An 18196-nucleotide genomic window follows, 5' to 3' on the forward strand; every position below is an offset into this window, starting at 1 on the left:
AAATCGACTAAACCAGCAGGAGCTTTCGGGCTGCCTTACCCGGTATTTCGCGGTAAAAGCCTATCAGCACTCCGAAGATACGGCTTTTTGATTTATAAAATCCAAATCTTAACGCAGATTTATTAAGCAGTTAGGTGGGTCGACACTCGACGGAGGGCACCGGGACCGGGGGGCGCCGGCTGATTATCAGGGCGGTTTTTGGATTGGGGTGAGCAGAGCACGTTGAATAGGACGTCGTGCTACGCGCCTTGCGACATTGTTCTAACGTGGCGCCTCACCCCCGGCCCCTCTCCCCAGGGAGAGGGGAGCCTGACGGTTTGCGCATTGGAGCAGAACCGGCGCCCCCTCTCCCCAAGGAGAGGGAGGTCAGGGGGTGAGGCGCCACGTTAGCACGATGCCTACCCAAACAGGCCGTTCAGCACCTCATCGAGGCGGCTCACGGCCTGTACCTTGAGGCCGAAGCGGGCCAAATCAAGCCCTTTGCCGTTGAATTGGGACACGTACATCTCGCGGAAACCCAGCTTCTCGGCTTCGGCCAGGCGCTGGTCGAGGCGCGAGACGGCGCGGATTTCGCCGCTCAGGCCCACCTCGGCGGCCAGGCACACGTGGCCGGGGATGGGCAGGTCATTCAGGGAGGAAACCACGGCGGCGCACACGGCCATGTCGAGGGCGGGGTCGTCGAGCCGCAGGCCGCCTGCTATGTTCAGGAACACGTCGTGCTGGCCCAGGCGCAGGCCGGCGCGCTTTTCGAGCACGGCCAGCAGCATTTGCAGGCGCTTGGCGTCGAAGCCGGTGCTGCTACGCTGCGGCGTGCCGTAGGACGTGGGCGAGACGAGGGCCTGCACCTCCACCAGCAGGGGGCGGTTGCCCTCCAGGGTGGCGCCGATGGCCATGCCGCTCAGGCTTTCGCCGCGCTGCGAGAGCAGGATTTCGCTCGGGTTGCTCACCTGGCGCAGGCCGTCGCCCTGCATCTCGTAGATGCCCAGCTCGGAGGTGCTGCCGAAGCGGTTTTTGGTGGTGCGCAGGATGCGGTAGCTCAGGTGCCGGTCACCCTCGAACTGCAAAACCGTGTCGACCATGTGCTCCAGGATTTTGGGGCCGGCAATGCTGCCATCCTTGGTGATATGGCCGATGAGCAGGACGGGCGTGCTGGTTTCCTTGGCGAATTTGAGGAACTCGGCGGTGCACTCGCGCACCTGGCTCACGCTGCCGGCGCCGCTTTCCACCAGCGTGGAGTGCATGGTCTGGATGGAGTCGATGACGAGGATGTTGGGCTGCACCTGGTCAATCTGGCGGAAGATGTTCTGGGTGTTCGTTTCCGTCAGAATGTAACAGCCTGACTGCTGGCCCTCGGCCATGCGCTCGGCGCGCATCTTAATCTGGGCTTCGCTTTCCTCACCGCTCACATACAGCACCTTCATGTTGCGCAGGCTGAGGGCAATCTGGAGCATAAGCGTGCTCTTGCCGATGCCCGGCTCGCCGCCGATGAGCACCATGGAGCCCGGCACCAGCCCGCCGCCGAGCACACGGTTCAGCTCGCCGTCGGGGGTGACGATGCGTGGCTCGTCTTCCACCAGAATGTTGTTGAGCTGCACCGGCTTGGCGGCTTTGGCCAGGTTGCCGCCGGGCACGGTGCTGGCGGGCTTCCACTGGCCGGTGGTGGTGGCCACGGTTTCTTTCTGGACGACTTCTTCGACGTAGGTGTTCCACTCGCCGCACACGGGGCAGCGGCCTATCCACTTCGCGGATTGGGCGCCGCAGGACTGGCAGAAATAGACGGTTCTGGCTTTGGCCATGCTGGTTGTTTAGGGAGGGTTGGAGGTGTGGATGATAAGGCCGGCGGGGGCAAAAAAGTTGCCTGGGAAGCGGGGGCGGCAAGGTACGGCGCCTCGCCCTCCTCGTCAACCTCACCCCCTGACCCCCTCTCCAAAAAAGAGGGGGCACCGGTTCGTGAAGACGATTTCAAAAACCGCGTTTCGTTCGTCTAGGAGAAGGACAGGTGCCCCCTCTTTTTTGGAGAGGGGGTCAGGGGGTGAGGTTGACGAGGAGGGCGAGGCGCCAGCACACCTCCAAAACCTAAAAACCCGCCCCCGCCGAGGCGGAAACGGGTTTCGGAGGTTCCGGAAGTCCATCCCGCTAAGGCGGGAGGCACTTCCTCATCTACTGAAAGCCCATCCCGCCGAGACGGGAGGCACTTCCCCACATACCGGAAGTACCCTCCGCCGAGGCGGGATGCACTTCCCAAGGTACCGGAAGCCCCTCCCGCCGAGGCGGGGGGCACTTGCGGTAGCCTAGGCAGCGGGGCCCGCCTCGGCGGGGGCGGCAGGGACTTTGGCAGTGGCTTTGGCAGCTTTCTTGGCGCTCTTGCGGGCGCTTTCGGCCGCCGAGAAGTCGAAGAAGCTGTACACCTTTTCGGGCTCCTCGAAGGCCAGCTCCAGCTGGGCCTTGAGGCGGCGCTGGGCGCGGGCAATGGCCCGGCGGTCGGCGGTGAGGTCGAGGCGGGCGTCGGTGATGGTGGCGGCCTGGGTGTCGCGGGTTTCGTCGGCAGCGGCCAGGGCCTGGTAGAGGGCGTCGGCCTCGGCGCCGAGGGTGGGGTACTTGAGGGCGGCCTGCTGGGCGTGGTAGAGCTTGAGCAGGGTTTGGGACTGGGTGAGCAACGTGCCCTGGTCGAGGGCCTTGAGCTTGCTCTTGCCAAACTTCTTGAAGTCGGCAAACACGGGCAGCTTGCGCAGCTTGGGCGTCACGTAGTCGAGCATGGTGTCGCCCACGAAATCGAGCCAGGCGGTGCGGGCCGCGTGGTAGGCATCGGTGCCGCCGGCCGTGGACTGGCCGCCGTCGGTCAGGTTCTCGTCGAAGCCGTTGATGGCCGTTTCCAGCGCGGCCAGCAGGGGCGTGAAGGCGGCGCCGAGGCTGGCCTCGCGGCCGGCGCGCAGGCTGTAGGCGGCCTGGGCCTTGTAGGCGGGCCGCGCCATGCTCAGCGTCAGAAAGGGGTTTTCGAAGTAGGTAGAGTTGGGGCCTTTCATGATTTAGTTGGTTGGTTGGTTGGGGTAAGGGTAAGGGTTGAATTAATGGTCCGTCATGCTGAGCGCAGTCGAAGCATCTCTACCGCGCAACGCAGCTCAATCAACTGGATTACTGCTGCGGTAAAGATGCTTCGACTGCGCTCAGCATGACGTGCTTTTAGTTGGTACAGCATTAGCCCGGCCCGGCTACGGCGAGGGGCAGGCAGGGCAGTTGCCGGGCGAGAAGCCGCGGCTCACGCTCACGAAATTCTCCACCGCCGGGCCGCCACAGGTCGGCGTCACGCGCACGCCCAGGGTGGCCTGGGGCCGGCAGCGGCTCAGGTCCACGCTGGCCGAAGGCTGCCCGTCGAAGCTGGAATCAGCCACCCCATCAATGGTCCAGCGGTAGTCGGTACCCAGGTTCTGGCCCGCTACCGAGGCCGTGGCCGTGGCGGCGCAGTTACCGTCGCTGAGGTAGGCCGCCGTGAGCACGGGCGCCACCGCACAGGGGCTGGCATCAATCTGCACCACCTGCCCCACCGAGGGCACGCCGTCGCTGTTGAGCACGAACAGCCAGTAGTGGCCCGGCGGGCACACGTTGCCATCGGCCGGGGCCGTGAGGGGCACCGACGTGGCGCCCTGCGCCGTGGTCATGGCGCCCTTGGCCGGCTCCAGGAAGCGCTGGTTCATGTTGAAAGAGTGCGTGACGGACGACAGGCGCACGAGCGTGACGCGGGCCACCGTGCCCGTGCCGGGCCGGGCCACCACCGTGAACGGCTGCCCGTAGCCCACGTGCGTCGGCGCCCCTGTGATGGTGGGCCGTACGCGCGGGTTGCCGGCCGCGTCGAACAGGTAGGGCGGGCTGTAGAGCTCGGCCGTGCAGTGGTTGTTCACATTGGGCTGAAACGGGTCGTACTTGATATTTTCCTCGCCCCCGGCCGAGAGCACGCGCCCGTCGGGCAGCAACACAGCCGTGGAGTGGTACATGCGGGCCTCGGCCATGGGCGCCACCGTGGTCCAGGTGCCGGTGCCGGTGGCGCCGTTGCCATAGGGCGGCGGCGGGCTCCAGATTTCGGCTTCCATCACTGCCTGGTGGCGGTCGCTGGCCCCGTTCACGCGGGAGCCGCCGGTGGCCAGCACGGTGCCGTCGGGCAGGATGGTGGAGTTGACGTGCCAGCGGGCATTGCGCATGTCTGCCGCCCGCGTCACCACGGGCTGCTTGTAGCTCACCCCATCCTGCCCGGTCACGGTGGTGACACCGCCGGTCAGGTCGAGAATTTCTGCCGTGTTGGTGACCGTGTTGCCGTCGCAGCCGCCCGCCAGTAGAATCTGGCCCGGCGCGAACATGGCCGCCGTCCCGTACACGCGGTTACCGAACGCCCGGCCGCCGGGCGTAAACACATCGGTCCAGGTGCCCTGCTGCCCGTTGGCGGGGTTCACGTAGGTCGGGTTGAGGTAGCTGAGGTTGTAATCAGACCCGGCATAGAATACTTTGCCATTGGGACCCTGGAACATCCAGGGATAAAGCGGCATGGAGCGGGAAGCGCCCGTAAGCGTGGTCCAGTTACCGCTTTGGAACAGCTCGGGGTAGTGCTGGGAAGCTGGTAAAATTTATGCTGGCTCTGTTTCTCCCGAGGTTGTCAGCACCGCTCCACTGTTCAAGGTGGTATTGGTGGGGTACCAGCGGTTGCGAATCATGTCCCGTTCTTTGTGCCAACTCAATGGGTCATGTGCTGTATTTGGCTGAAAGGCATCGGGGTTCTTGGTATAATCGTAAGTGTTAGCACTGTTAAGCCCTTTAATATATTCTGGAACAATGATATTACCCGCTGCGTCTTTAGTTGCAAGAACCGTTCGGTCATGCCCGCCTGTCACTAATAGTTTCCCATCGGCAAGAAAGCTGTGCCCGGTGCAAAAAGCGTTGGTCCAATCAACATGAAATATTGTTGTGAGGAGTTGATTGAGACTGGGGTCCCAACGGTACATATCGGTTCCAGGATGTGGGGAACCAGTCGTCGAATATTGGTTATCATTATGCCCTTGCCAAGACAGCACTATACCGTTTGGTAACACACTGGTGTGAATGCCGATGAATACGTTATTGTTGTTGTACGCCTGGAAGTCCCAATGGGCAGCTGCCCACTGACCGGTTGTGTTAATAGGGGCCACAATGCTTATATCTATTTCGCTCGTACTGGAGAAACCATCGCCTAGCTCTATACTATTAGTCGCGTGAAGTGACTGGGATTGTCCATTTGTGGATGAGGACAGGTCAACTGGCACCTGTGCATTACCAACTTGCACAAGTGATAGCAGACAGCCTAGTAGCATGATGTTTTTCATGACTGATTTGCATTGAAGTGTATTACTCTACTACCACTCGGCGAGCTTCTTTTCCAGCTCGCACGATATACAAGCCTGCAGGAAGACCTGCCGGCAACTCCAATTGCATGTCACCATGTTCAGGCATAGTGCCTACTAGTATTACCCGCCCCAGAGCGTCCAGCATCTGAATGGCTTGTTTTGGTGATAAACCAGTAACCGTCATATTCCGATGCGCTGGATTAGGATATACGCTGAATAAGGAAGCATTCTGCCCCCGCGTAGACAACGGGCCATTGGCACCAAGTCGAGCTGTAAATGCCGTGAAATTGGTATAGCTAGCAGTGGGTACGGCAGCCATGTTTGTTGTCCCTAACGTCAGGCTAGGGCCGTAAAACCTACCGGTAACGAAAACCCGCCCTTGTCCATCAATGTAGCTAGGCGCAGCATTCTCATTACTCGTCCCCCCAGCTTGGGCCACCCAGCGCCAAGTACCGGCCGTGTCCAGTTTAGCAATGATAACGTCAGCGCTTCCGGCTGCTGTCGTTATAGTGGTATTCCCAAATTGATGGCCCGGCTGCAAGGGCGAATGCTGAAACCCTGGTTCGCTGACTCCAGCCCCTAAGTATAGTCCCCCACTAGCATCAAGCACCGGGGCACTGAATATCTCGTAGCCGTCGCCTTGGCTTTGCAAGGCCCAACGCCATGCACCGGTGGCAGTATTGAGCCGGGCCAGATAAGCATTATCCGTATGGGCTTGGCGTGAAGCACCGCTCGGGGAAGGCGCAAGGGGGCCGCGGTTCACCAAGCGGGTTTGCCCAAATGTAGCGGTATCACCGTTATAGGTTCCTGCCAGGTATAGGTCGTTCTGAACGCCCATAGTAAGGCCATTACAGCTTATGTCTGTTTCGCGGGCGTTGTTTTGCGCTTTGACGACCCATTGCCAGGCGCCGGCGCCGTCTATTTTAGCTATTGCGATGCCTCCCGCCGGGTAGGGGGTCGTGACAGTATAAGCCCCAAACTGTGCCAAGGCGTGGAATCCGCTAACGAAATAAGCATTGGTCATTGCGTCGGTTATTACCCCAGATACTACCCCGCCATAATACTCGCTCCGGCGAGCCCACTGCCAGACGCCCGTTGGGCTTAGCTTGGCGATGAATACCGTTTCGCGACCGGCGGCATAAGGGTCAGTGGTAGCCAGTTGAATGGTTGGACCGAAAAATGCCACCGAACTACTGTAAGTACCGGCCACGTAAATGTTGCCGAACAGGTCCGCAGCTATAGCCGTAGCGTAATCGTTGCCATTTATGGTCGTGCCACCGCCGGCGCTAGCCGCCCATTCCCAAGTGCCACCGGCCGTTACTTTAGCCACAAATACATCACTAGTTGAGGTGTTGGCAGCTCGCGCGTTGGTGAGCGTGCTCGCACCGAAGCTAGCCGTAGAGCTGTCGAAGGAGCCGGTCACAGCTACATTGCCGGCCGCATCAACGGCTAGGGCCTTGGCCCGTTGCGTGCCGGCTCCTCCCCCGGCCACGGCCCAGACGTACACCCCGGCCGCGTTGCGCTTGGCCACCACCACATCGGTATCAAGCCCGGTGAAGTTGAAGCTACCGAAATGGACGGTGCCGGTGAAAGAACCCGCTTGGTAGGTGCTGCCCTGCGCGTCAGTGAATTCGACCAAGTCAATAATGCTGCCGCTGCCGGGCGTGGCTAGCGAAGGCAACACGGCAGCTTGGTCGATTACTAATTGGTTATTTTGGGCCTGGGCCGGGCGCGTGCAGGCCACGGCCAGCACGAGCAAGAAAAGAAACGTTTTCATTGTCAAAGGAGATAAAAAGCCCGTTTATTTGCTCACCGCCGGCGCGGCGGCTTGGTTCACCTTCGCTTTCAATGCCGCCATATCCGCTTGCAACTGCGCATTCTGTTTGCCCAGCTCAATGACGTGCAGGGTCAGTTCTTCTAGGCTTTGCAGCAACCGGGCATTCATCTCACCCAGGTCAATGCCGTTTTTTTCCACCTCGGCCGCCGAGGGAATAGCCGGCAAGTGCCGATTCTGCTTTAAGTAAGATTCCAGCTCGGGCAAGGGCTGTAGCGCGTAGGTGGGGGCAAACACAAAATCGGCCCAGTTGGCCGTGGCCTGCGTCACAAAGATGGACTTGGCTACTAGCTTGCCATCCACAGCAAGGCGGTAGTCGTTGTGGGTGCTCGTTGCAGGAGGAGCCGCTAGGCCTATCCGCACCTGCATGGTGGGTTTAATCTGCATCACCCGGTAGGCCTTCACCTCGTTGGCGTACCAATAGTTGGTGGTTGTGGCATTGATGCCGGTGGCACCGCCGCCGCTGGGAAATGCCGTGAAATTCAACGTTCCCTCCACATCGCCCCAAATCAGGGCACCCCCGTTGCGGCTGTCACTATTTGGATTATACGAATCGAGTAGCCCCGGGTCGCAGGCAAAGGCCGCATCGCTTTGCCGGGAGGCGTTGAACCCGATGCAGGCGCCGCCGCCGAGCACATAATCCCGGTTGCCATTGCTCCGCACGCGGTAGCTGCCCGCATCGTCAATGGAAAGGCTATTTGCTCCCAGACCAACGCTCAACATGGAGCGCGAACCATAGAGCAGTTGATTACCAATGCCCACACGGCCGGCATTGGTAATATTCATCACCCTTGGGTATTCCCATCCTCCAGATGATGGGCGTGCCACCACAAAACTGTGTGATACATCTCCGGCGCTACCAGCGTTCTGGCCACCTACCAGGCGCAAATCGTCATGATTGGTTTCGACCCCCTGAGCATTTCCCCGGTGCGCCAACGTCAGTAGCACGGCGGTAAGTAAGTAAGTGTTTCATGGTAGCGACTGGTTTGGTGAGTGGAAAACGGGTTTTGTTGCGCAGCTAAATGTATGAGAAAGAAGGTGATTTGCGGGTGTCATTTTCAATAAACCCGTAGATATACCTGCATCCCGTCTTCCCGTCCCGGCGCTGAAGCGGGTGTTTCTCGCGTGGCTTTGGCTACGGCCCGCCGGCCTCAACATTGTGCCCCGCGCCGGGTTATAAGGACATGCCTATTGCTACTCCGCTCACCCCCGCCGACCTCGCCCCCATCACCGCCTTCGCTGGCCTGCCCGCCGAAACGCTGGCCTGGCTACTGGCCCACGGCGAAGGACGGGCCTACGCCCCCGGCGAAGTCCTGTTCGAGCCCGGCGCCCCGGCCGAGTTGATGACGGCCATCATCCGGGGCGGCATCCAGTTCTACGCCGTGAAGGGCGCCCAGCGCGACCCGGTGTTTCGCATCGAGGCCGGGCAGGTGACGGGCGTGCTGCCCTACTCGCGGCTGCGCGTCATCGCGGGCCAGGGCGTGGCCGTGGGCGACACCCTGCTCTACACCCTGCACCGCGACCAGTTCCCCGCCCTGGAGCAGGCCAGCCCCGAGCTCACCCAGCGCCTGGTGGCCGTGATGAACGACCGCAGCCGCGACCAGGTGCGCGCCCAGGAGCGCGACGACAAGCTGCGCGCCCTAGGCAAGCTCTCGGCCGGCCTGGCCCACGAGCTCAACAACCCCGCCGCTGCCATTGCCCGCGCCGCCCAGGCCCTGGCCCAGCGCGCGGCGGCCAAGCCCGGCCTGTTTGTGGAGCTGGTGGGCCACTGCCCCACGCCCGAGGCCATGCGTGCCCTCACCGGACTAGCCGTGCCCAACGATGTAGCACCGGCTTCTATGTCGGCCCTGGAGCGAGCAAACCGCGAGGATGAGCTGGCCGACTGGCTCACCACCCAAGGCGCGCCCGACGGCTATTACCTGGCCCCCGCCCTGCTCGAAGCCGGCGTGACCGTGGCAGCCCTGGCGCCCGTGGCCGCCCTGCTGCCGCCCGCCGCCCGCCCGGCCGCCTTCGCCTGGCTCGAAGGCCAGCTCACCACCATGCAGCTGGTGCGCGACGTGCAGGAAGCCGGCGGCCGCATCAGCAAGCTGGTGGCCGACGTGAAAACCTACTCGCACATGGACCGCGCCGGCGGCTTCGAGCAGCTCGACGTCACGGCCGGCCTCGAAAGCACCCTCAACATGCTGGGCTTTCAGCTGCGCCAGAAAAACGTGCGCCTCACCCGCGACTACGCGGCGGAGCTGCCCCCGATTCGCGGCCAGGTGAGCAGCCTCAACCAAGTGTGGACCAACCTGCTCGACAACGCCATTGATGCCCTGCCCGCGCAGGGCGGCGAAATCACGCTCCGCACCCGCCGCGAGGGCGACTTCGTGCGCGTTTTCCTGATTGACAACGGCACCGGCATCCCGGCTGAAGTTTTGCCACACATCTTTGAGCCCTTCTACACCACCAAGCAGGCCGGCGACGGCTCCGGCCTGGGGCTCGATATTGCGCAGCGCATCATTCACCAGCACGATGGCCGGCTGGAAGTTGATTCCAAGCCGGGCCGTACCGAGTTTTGCGCCTGGCTGCCGGTGGCGGGGGCGTGATGCCGTTCGACCGGGGCGCCTCACCCCCGGCCCCTCTCCCCAAGGAGAGGGGAGCCAGACGACTTCATTCAGAGCAAGACCGGTGCCCCCTCTCCCCGAGGAGAGGGGGTTAGGGGGTGAGGCGCCCCGTCAGAACTTTAACAAACTATTTCCCATGGCCACCCCCAAACCCATCATTCTCGCCGTCGACGACGACCCGCAGGTGCTGGCCGCCATTGCCCGCGACCTGCGCCAGGAGTTCGCTCAGGACTACCGCATCCTGCGCGTAAACTCCGGCCCCGAAGCCCTCGAAACCATCAAGGAGCTGCACGCCAAGGAAGAGCCGCTGGCCCTGATTCTGGCCGACCAGCGCATGCCCGAGCTCGAAGGCGTGGAGCTGCTAACCGCCTCCCGCGAGTTTTTCCCCGACGCCAAGCGCGTGCTCCTCACGGCCTACGCCGACACCGAGGCGGCCGTGCGCGCCATCAACTCGGCCCGACTCGACCACTACCTGATGAAGCCCTGGGACCCGCCCGAAACCCTGCTCTACCCCACCCTGCACGACCTGCTCGCCGCCTGGCAGGCCACCAACAAGCCGCGCTTCGATGGCGTCCGGCTCATCGGGTTTCAATGGTCGCCGCTCTCGCACGAGCTTAAGGATTTCCTCAGCGGCTATATGGTGGGCTACCAGTGGCTCGACTACGAAACCAGCCCCGAAGCCCAGGCCTTGGTCAAAGCCAAAGGCTTCGACTCGACGGACCTGCCGCTCATCATCTGCGCCGACGGCAAGGCCGTGGCCAATCCCAGCAAGGCCGACCTGGCCAACCACCTCGGTATTGCCAATCAACCCTTGCAGGATATGTACGACGTGGTGGTGGTGGGCGCCGGCCCCAGCGGCCTGGCCGCCGCCGTGTACGGCGCCAGCGAGGGCCTGCGCACGCTCATCATTGAGCGCCAGACGCCCGGCGGGCAGGCCGGCACCAGCTCGCGCATCGAAAACTACCTGGGCTTTCCCACCGGCCTGAGCGGCGCCGAGCTGGCCCACCGCGCCTGGACGCAGGCCGTGCGCCTCGGTGCCGAGTTCCTGGCCCCGCAGGAAGTGACTGACCTCTGCATTCAGGACGGCTACAAAGTCCTCACCCTCAGCGATGGCCGCGAGGTGAAAACCAAGGCCGTGGTGCTGACCACCGGCGTGAGCTACCGTACGCTCGACGTGCCGGGCATGGACCGCCTCAGCGGCGCGGGCGTGTACTACGGCGCAGCGCGTACCGAGGCCCGCAGCTGCGACGAGCAGGACGTGTACATCGTGGGCGGCGGCAACTCGGCCGGGCAGGCGGCCATGTACCTGGCCACCTACGCCCGCAAGGTGTTCATCGTCATTCGCGGGGCCAACCTGGCCGCCAGCATGTCGGCCTACCTCATCGAGCAGATTCGCAACACGCCCAACATCGAGCTATTGCCGCACTCCCAAATCAAGGAAGTGTGCGGCCAGGACCACCTCGAAGCCGTGATGGTCGACATCAACGGCACCGTGGAAAAGCGGCCGGCCCGGGCCCTGTTCGTCTTCATCGGCGCCAAGCCCAGCACCGAATGGGTGTGCGACCAGGTGCTGTGCGACGGCAAAGGCTTCGTCCTCACCGGCCGCGACCTAGTGACGGACCCGCGCTACCCCCAAATCTGGAAAAAGGCCCGTGAGCCCTACCTGCTCGAAACCTGCGTGCCGGGCATCTTCTCGGCCGGCGACAGCCGTGCCGGCGCCATGGCCCGCGTGGCCTCCGCCGTGGGCGAGGGCAGCATGGCCATCAAGTTCGTGCACCAGTATCTGGACGAGTAAAACGAATGTAGTGTGTCATTGCGCGGCGCAGCCGAAGCAATCCGTCCTGTCAAAACCAAACACTTCTTTTTACCAGAAAGCCCCGGCACTGCGCAGTGCCGGGGCTTTGTATTGAAAAGGCTTTAGCTTCGCTGACCTTCGGTTGTCACATTACTAGGCTGGTCGCTGAGAACAGGACGGATTGCTTCGCTCCGCTCGCAATGACAGGCGTTTACTCGTCCAGCATCAGCTGCTCGGGCAGGTTCATGAGGTAGTCGCCGTAGCCGCTTTTGCGGAGCGGGGCCGCGATGGCGCGAAGCTGGTCGGCGTCGATGAAGCCCTGGCGGTAGGCCGCCTCTTCGATGGAGCCCACTTTCAGGCCCTGGCGCTGCTCAATCACCTTCACAAACTCGCCGGCTTGCATCAGGCTTTCAAAAGTGCCGGTGTCGAGCCAGGCCGTGCCGCGGCCCAGGATGCCCACTTTCAGGGTGCCGCGGCGCAGGTACTCGCGGTTCACGTCGGTGATTTCGTACTCGCCGCGTGGGCTTATTTCTAGGTTTTTGGCGATTTCCACCACGTCGTTGTCGTAGAAATACAGGCCCGGCACGGCGTAGTTGCTCTTGGGCTTGGCCGGCTTTTCCTCAATGCTGAGCGCTTTCTTGTTCTCGTCGAACTCGACCACGCCGTAGCGCTCAGGGTCATTCACATGGTAGGCAAACACCACGCCGCCCTGGGGGTCGTTATTGGCCTTGAGCAGTTCGGCGAGGCCGGCACCGTAGAAAATATTGTCGCCGAGCACCAGCGCCACCTTGTCCTGGCCGATGAAGTCAGCTCCCAGCACGAAGGCTTGGGCCAAGCCGTTGGGCACCTCCTGCACCACGTACTGGAAGTCGCAGCCCAGGCTCTTGCCGTCGCCCAGCAGCTTTTTGAACTGTGCCTGGTCGTGGGGCGTGGTGATGATGAGCACTTCCCGAATACCCGCCGACAGCAGAATCGACAGCGGGTAGTAAATCATCGGCTTATCGTACACGGGCATGAGCTGCTTCGAGACGGCCAGCGTGAGCGGGTGCAAGCGGGTGCCGGAGCCACCGGCGAGGATAATGCCTTTCATGGATGGGGTGGGGTGAATTGCTGAATGGTTGAATAGGTGAATGGTTGGATGGTCAAATTACTGAGTGGTAAAACCACCCAAACAATTCAACCATTTAACAGTCCAGCCATTCGTCAATTTCTTTCTTTGATGAAATCCTGGTTGGCCTTGAACCACTCCAGCGTCTGCTTCAAGCCCTCGCGGATGCGCACCTGCGGCTGGTAGCCCAGCAGGCGGTTGGCCTTCGAGATATCGGCCAGCGAATCGCGGATGTCACCAGCACGGTCGGGGCCGAATTTCGGCGCCAGGTCCGAGCCGGCTTCCTCGCGCAGGATGTCGTACATCTGCACCAGCGAGGTACGGTCGCCCACGGCGATGTTGTAGACCTGGCCCAGGGCCTCGGGGTTTTCCACCAGCGCGGCGCGGATGTTGGCTTCCACGCAGTTTTCCACGAAGGTGAAGTCGCGGGTCTGGCCGCCGTCGCCGTTGAGCGTGGGCGCTTCGTTGCGCAGAATGGCGTCGATGAACAGCGGAATCACGGCCGCATAGGCCCCACCGGGGTCCTGACGCGGGCCGAAGATGTTGAAGTAGCGCAGGCCGACGATTTCCATGCCGTAGGTGCGGGCAAACACGTCGGCGTACAGCTCGTTGGCGTACTTCGTCACGGCGTAGGGCGAGAGCGGCTTGCCGATGCGGTCTTCCACCTTGGGCAGGCCGGGGTGGTCGCCATAAGTCGAGCTCGAAGCTGCGTACACGAAGCGCTTCACGCCTGCGTTTTTGGCGGCCGTCAGCATTTGCACGAAGCCGCCCACGTTCACGTCGTTGGTCAGTACCGGGTCTTTGATGGAGCGCGGCACCGAGCCCAGCGCGGCCTCGTGCAGCACCACGTCCACGCCTTCGCAGGCATTGGCGCACGTAGCCGCGTCGCGGATGTCACCGTCCAGAATTTCAAGGCGCGAATCACCGGCAAAGAGCGCCAGGTTTTTGCGGAAGCCGTTGGAGTAGTTGTCCAGCGTCCGCACTTTTTTCACGCCGTATTTCAGCAAATACTCCACGATGTTGGAGCCGATGAAGCCCGCGCCGCCGGTAACGAGAAAGGTGAGGTTGTCGAGCGGCCGCTCGTGGAAAGGGTTTTCGTACACGTTGGTGAGTTAAGAGTTAATCAGCACGTCATGCTGAGCGAAGCCGAAGCATCTCTACTGCTTCGTTGCCAAAGTAATTGAATAGTATAGCAGTAGAGATGCTTCGGCTTCGCTCAGCATGACGGGCTGATTAGCGTTCTACCGCCCCGCGTACTGCTTGGCGTTGTAGTCCTGATACGCGCCGCTCGTTACGCTGTTGAGCCACTCTTCGTTGGCGAGGTACCAGTCCACGGTTTGGGCCAGGCCCTGCTCGAAGGTCACGGAGGGCTTCCAGCCCAGCTCGTTCATGATTTTGGAGGAGTCGATGGCGTAGCGCATGTCGTGGCCGGCGCGGTCGGTCACGAACTTGATGAGCTTGCGCGAGGTGCCCACTTCCTGGCCGGTTTTCTCGTCCACCACATCGCAGAGCAGCTCGATGAGCTTCAGGTTCTGCCACTCGTTCACGCCGCCGATGTTGTAGGTATCGCCGTTTTTGCCCTTGTGGAACACCGCGTCGATGGCCGTGGCGTGGTCTTTCACAAACAGCCAGTCGCGCACGTTCTCGCCCTTGCCGTACACGGGCACCGGCTGGCCGGTGCGCAGGCGGTGAATGGCCAGCGGAATGAGCTTCTCGGGGAAGTGGTTGGGGCCGTAGTTGTTCGAGCAGTTGCTCAGCTTGATGGGCAGGCCGTAGGTGTGGTGCCAGGCCCGCACGAAGTGGTCGGACGAGGCTTTCGAGGCCGAGTAGGGCGAGCGGGGGTCGTAGCTGGTTTCCTCCGTGAACATCTCGGGGCCAAAATCCAGCGAGCCGTACACCTCGTCGGTGCTCACGTGGTAGAATACGTGGCCCTCGTAGCCGCCGGGCTGCCACAGGTGGCGCGCCGCGTTCAGCAGATTTACGGTCCCTATGACGTTGGTTTTCACAAACGCCATAGGGTCCGTGATGCTGCGGTCGACGTGCGATTCGGCCGCGAGGTGAATCACGGCGTCGGGCTCCTCGTTGGCAAACAGCTGGTCGATGAAGTTCTGGTCGGCAATGTCGCCCTTGATGAACTGGTAGTTCGACGCATTCTCAATGTCGCGCAGGTTTTCCAGGTTGCCGGCGTAGGTCAGCGCGTCGAGGTTGAGAATCTGGTACTCCGGGTATTTCGTCACGAACAGCCGAACGACGTGGGAGCCAATGAAGCCGGCGCCGCCGGTGATGAGGATTTTCATGAGTTTTAATCGTTTGTCATGCTGAGCGCAGCCGAAGCATCTCTACCGTGCAAGTATTTAGTTGCTATTACAGTAGAGATGCTTCGGCTGCGCTCAGCATGACGTTCTTTTGGATTATTTACTTAGCCAACGTTTGCTGCCACTTCCAGGAGCTGGCGAGCGAGTCGGCCAGCGAGGTTTCGGTTTTGAAGCCCAGCACCTCGGCGGCCTTGGTGGCATCGGCGTAGATGGCCGGCACATCGCCGGGGCGGCGCGGGCCGATGCTGTAGTTCAGCTTCTGGCCGCTGGCTTTCTCGAAAGCCTGCACCACTTCCAGCACCGAGTTGCCGTGGCCGGTGCCCACGTTGAATGTTTCGACGGTTTCGGTCGCTTTGCGGTCGAGCAGGCGCTGCACGGCCACCACGTGGGCCTTGGCCAGGTCCACCACGTGGATGTAGTCGCGCACGTTGGTGCCGTCGGGCGTGTCGTAGTCGTTGCCGTAAATGGTGAGCTTCTCGCGGATGCCGGCCGCCGTCTGGGTGATGAAGGGCACCAGGTTGTTGGGCACGCCCAGCGGCAATTCACCAATCTTGGCCGATTCGTGCGCCCCAATTGGGTTGAAGTAGCGAAGCAGAATGGTGCGAATCTGGTTATCGGGCGCGCCCGACACGTCGTGCACGATGTCCTCGCACATCTGTTTGGTGCGGCCGTAGGGCGAGGAGGCCGGCTTGGTGGGCGTGGCCTCGGTCACGGGCAGGGCATCGGGAATGCCGTACACGGTGCACGACGACGAAAACACCAGATTCTCAACGCCAAATTCCTTCATCACTTCCAGCAGCGTCAGCAGCGAGCCCACGTTGTTCTGAAAGTACGCCAGCGGCTTCTGCACCGATTCGCCCACCGCCTTGAAGGCCGCGAAGTGAATCACGCCCTTGATGTCCTTCTCGGTTTCGAACACCTGACGCAGCGCCGCCGCGTCGCCACAGTCGATGCGGTGCAGAGGCACTTTCGTGCCCAGAATGGCCTCAATGCCTGCCGCGGCCGACTCCTGCGAGTTGCTGAAGTTATCGACAATAATGGGCTGGAAGCCCGCCTGCGCCAGCTCGACCACCGCGTGCGAACCGATATAGCCGGCGCCGCCGGTCACGAGAATTTTCATAGTCAATGGCTGAATGGGTAAATGGGCGAATGGCTGAATGGCCTGGGGATTCATTCAGCCATTCGCCCATGCACCCATTGAATTTAGAGGCTCCAGTACTGGATGTCTTTCATTTTGCCGCGGTATAGGCCCTTGATGTCGACCAGCACGGCGTTGTCGGCGGTGATGGACTGGAAGTAGGCTTCGTCCTTGGCGGCGTAAGGCAGGTGGCCCACGGCCACAATCACGGCGTCGTAGTCTTTGCGCACGTCGTCGTTCGGCGTGAGGCGGAAGCCGTACTCGTGGTGCAGCTCGTTCGAGTCGGCGTGGGGGTCCACGATGTCGACGTTCACCGAGAAGTTTTTTAGCTCCTGAATCACGTCGGCCACTTTGGAGTTGCGGATGTCCTCCACGTTTTCCTTGAAGGTGGCGCCCATCACCAGCACGCGGCTTTTGGCCACGTCCTTGCCCTTCTTAATCATCATCTGCACCGTTTTGCGGGCGATGTAGGCGCCCATATTGTCGTTAGTGGTGCGGCCGCTCAGAATCACCTTCGCGTCGTAGCCCAGCTCTTTGGCCTTGTAGGTCAGGTAGTAGGGGTCGACGCCGATGCAATGGCCGCCCACCAGGCCTGGGCTGAACTTGAGGAAGTTCCACTTGGTGCCGGCGGCTTCCAGCACCTCGTAGGTGTTGATGCTCATGCGGTCGAAAATCATCGACAGCTCGTTCATCAGGGCGATGTTGACGTCGCGCTGGGTGTTTTCGATGATTTTGGCGGCCTCGGCTACACGGATGCTGCTGGCGCGGTGCACGCCGGCGTCCACCACCAGCTCGTAGACTTTGGCAATGGTGTCGAGGGCTTCTTGGTCGTTGCCGCTCACTACCTTCACGATGCGGCGTAGGGTGTGCTCCTTGTCGCCGGGGTTGATGCGCTCGGGCGAGTAGCCCACCTTGAAATCGTGCGGGAATTTCAGGCCCGACAGGCGCTCAATCACCGGAATGCAGTCTTCCTCGGTGCAGCCGGGGTACACGGTGCTCTCAAACACCACATAGTCGCCCTTTTTCAGCACCTTGCCCACCGAGCTCGACGCGCCAAGCAGCGGCTTGAGGTCGGGCATGGCGTGCTCGTCGATGGGCGTGGGCACGGCCACAATGTAGAACTGCGCCTGGCGCAGCACCTCCAGCGAATCGGTGAAGGTGATGTCGCAGCCCTCGAAGGCTTCCTTTTCGAGCTCGCCGCTGGGGTCGATACCCTGTTTCATCTGGGCCACGCGGCCGGCGTTGATGTCGAAGCCGATGACTTTCAGCTGCTTCGCGAATTCGAGGGCGATGGGCAAGCCCACGTAGCCGAGGCCGATGACGGCCAGGGTGGCCTCTTTGCGCAATAGTTGGTCGTACACGTAGTTAGATTTTCGAGGTTCGTTTGTCGGTTTTGGTGAGCGGGCGCACCGACTGTTCGTCGGCGCTGAGCTCGTATTGTTCGCCGCTTTCGGGGCAGGTGGCCCGGCGCTGGGCATCGAAGGCGAGGCGGTGGCCGTAGGCGCTCATCCAGCCATGAGGCCGGGCGGGCGCGCCGTATACGAGAGCATAGGCCGGAACGTCGTGCGTGACCACGCTGCCCGCGCCCACAAAGGCGTAGCGCCCCAGCCGGGTGCCACACACAATGGTGGCATTGGCCCCGATGGTGACGCCCTGCTCCAGGTAGGTGGTCTGGTACTGGCCGTTGCCCTTGCGGGGCACGGCGCTGCGCGGGTTCTTCACGTTGGTGAACACCACGGAGGGGCCCAGAAACACATCGTCTTCGCAGATAACGCCGCCGTAGAGGCTCACGTTGTTTTGCACCTTCACGTTGCGGCCCAGCACCACGCCGTCGGCCACGAACACGTTCTGGCCCAGGTTGCAGTCTTCGCCAATGTCGGCCCCCGCCGAGACGTGGCAGAAGTGCCACACGCGGCTGCCCCGGCCTATCTGGCAGCCCTCGTCGAGGACGGCGGTGGGATGGGCGTAGTAATCGGGGGCAGTGTGGGCCATGCGGGCAAGCAGGTGGTTGGGCCCGCAAAGGTAAGACGGGGC

General features: G+C 62.0%; 14 protein-coding genes. 2 read left to right on the forward strand and 12 right to left on the reverse strand.

The features are described from left to right. Positions 1 to 398 precede the first annotated feature (398 nt). From radA to Q4S41_RS04070, 6 genes are all read right to left on the reverse strand, one after another. A complete protein-coding gene (radA, locus tag Q4S41_RS04045) occupies positions 399 to 1796 on the reverse strand; it encodes a DNA repair protein RadA (RefSeq protein ID WP_305029826.1) in 1398 nt (465 codons plus the stop codon). Between the two features lie 495 nt (positions 1797 to 2291). Continuing rightward, the gene (locus tag Q4S41_RS04050) at positions 2292 to 3023 is read right to left on the reverse strand and encodes a hypothetical protein (RefSeq protein ID WP_305029827.1); all 732 of its coding nucleotides are present in this window, start codon (positions 3021 to 3023) and stop codon (positions 2292 to 2294) included. A gap of 186 nt (positions 3024 to 3209) precedes the next feature. Then, a complete protein-coding gene (locus tag Q4S41_RS04055; protein WP_305029828.1) occupies positions 3210 to 4535 on the reverse strand; it encodes a galactose oxidase early set domain-containing protein in 1326 nt (441 codons plus the stop codon). A gap of 78 nt (positions 4536 to 4613) precedes the next feature. Then, complete coding sequence (locus Q4S41_RS04060) at positions 4614 to 5345, reverse strand: hypothetical protein (RefSeq protein ID WP_305029829.1); 732 nt, start codon at positions 5343 to 5345, stop codon at positions 4614 to 4616. Positions 5346 to 5367: 22 nt separating this feature from the next. Further along, the gene (locus Q4S41_RS04065) at positions 5368 to 7143 is read right to left on the reverse strand and encodes an SBBP repeat-containing protein (protein WP_305029830.1); all 1776 of its coding nucleotides are present in this window, start codon (positions 7141 to 7143) and stop codon (positions 5368 to 5370) included. Positions 7144 to 7167: 24 nt separating this feature from the next. Next, complete coding sequence (locus Q4S41_RS04070; RefSeq protein WP_305029831.1) at positions 7168 to 7986, reverse strand: hypothetical protein; 819 nt, start codon at positions 7984 to 7986, stop codon at positions 7168 to 7170. 398 nt (positions 7987 to 8384) lie between these two features. On the opposite strand from Q4S41_RS04070, the gene Q4S41_RS04075 reads away from it, so the two are divergent. Then, positions 8385 to 9788, forward strand: coding sequence for a sensor histidine kinase (locus Q4S41_RS04075; protein ID WP_305029832.1), 1404 nt, complete (start codon positions 8385 to 8387; stop codon positions 9786 to 9788). 154 nt (positions 9789 to 9942) lie between these two features. Further along, positions 9943 to 11601, forward strand: a complete 1659-nt coding sequence (locus tag Q4S41_RS04080; protein ID WP_305029833.1) for an FAD-dependent oxidoreductase — start codon at positions 9943 to 9945, stop codon at positions 11599 to 11601. A 211-nt stretch (positions 11602 to 11812) separates the two neighbouring features. Here the strand turns inward: Q4S41_RS04080 and rfbA are convergent, their stop codons facing one another. The 6 genes from rfbA to Q4S41_RS04110 form a co-directional block, all read right to left on the reverse strand. Beyond that, positions 11813 to 12691 carry a glucose-1-phosphate thymidylyltransferase RfbA gene (rfbA, locus tag Q4S41_RS04085; RefSeq protein WP_305029834.1) on the reverse strand — a complete coding sequence of 293 codons (879 nt, stop codon included), beginning with the start codon at positions 12689 to 12691 and terminating at the stop codon, positions 11813 to 11815. A 113-nt stretch (positions 12692 to 12804) separates the two neighbouring features. Then, positions 12805 to 13812, reverse strand: coding sequence for an SDR family oxidoreductase (locus Q4S41_RS04090; protein ID WP_305029835.1), 1008 nt, complete (start codon positions 13810 to 13812; stop codon positions 12805 to 12807). 138 nt (positions 13813 to 13950) lie between these two features. Further along, positions 13951 to 15006: a dTDP-glucose 4,6-dehydratase gene (gene rfbB, locus Q4S41_RS04095; RefSeq protein WP_305029836.1), complete on the reverse strand. Its 1056-nt coding sequence runs from the start codon at positions 15004 to 15006 to the stop codon at positions 13951 to 13953. A gap of 118 nt (positions 15007 to 15124) precedes the next feature. Then, positions 15125 to 16144 (reverse strand): UDP-glucose 4-epimerase GalE, encoded by a 1020-nt coding sequence (galE, locus tag Q4S41_RS04100; protein WP_305029837.1) that lies wholly within the window; start codon positions 16142 to 16144, stop codon positions 15125 to 15127. A gap of 83 nt (positions 16145 to 16227) precedes the next feature. Then, positions 16228 to 17523 carry a nucleotide sugar dehydrogenase gene (locus tag Q4S41_RS04105; RefSeq protein WP_305029838.1) on the reverse strand — a complete coding sequence of 432 codons (1296 nt, stop codon included), beginning with the start codon at positions 17521 to 17523 and terminating at the stop codon, positions 16228 to 16230. Positions 17524 to 17527: 4 nt separating this feature from the next. Further along, the gene (locus tag Q4S41_RS04110; protein ID WP_305029839.1) at positions 17528 to 18154 is read right to left on the reverse strand and encodes an acyltransferase; all 627 of its coding nucleotides are present in this window, start codon (positions 18152 to 18154) and stop codon (positions 17528 to 17530) included. Between the last annotated feature and the right edge of the window lie 42 nt (positions 18155 to 18196).

This window comes from Hymenobacter convexus, assembly GCF_030580955.1.
Taxonomy (GTDB): Bacteria; Bacteroidota; Bacteroidia; order Cytophagales; family Hymenobacteraceae; genus Hymenobacter.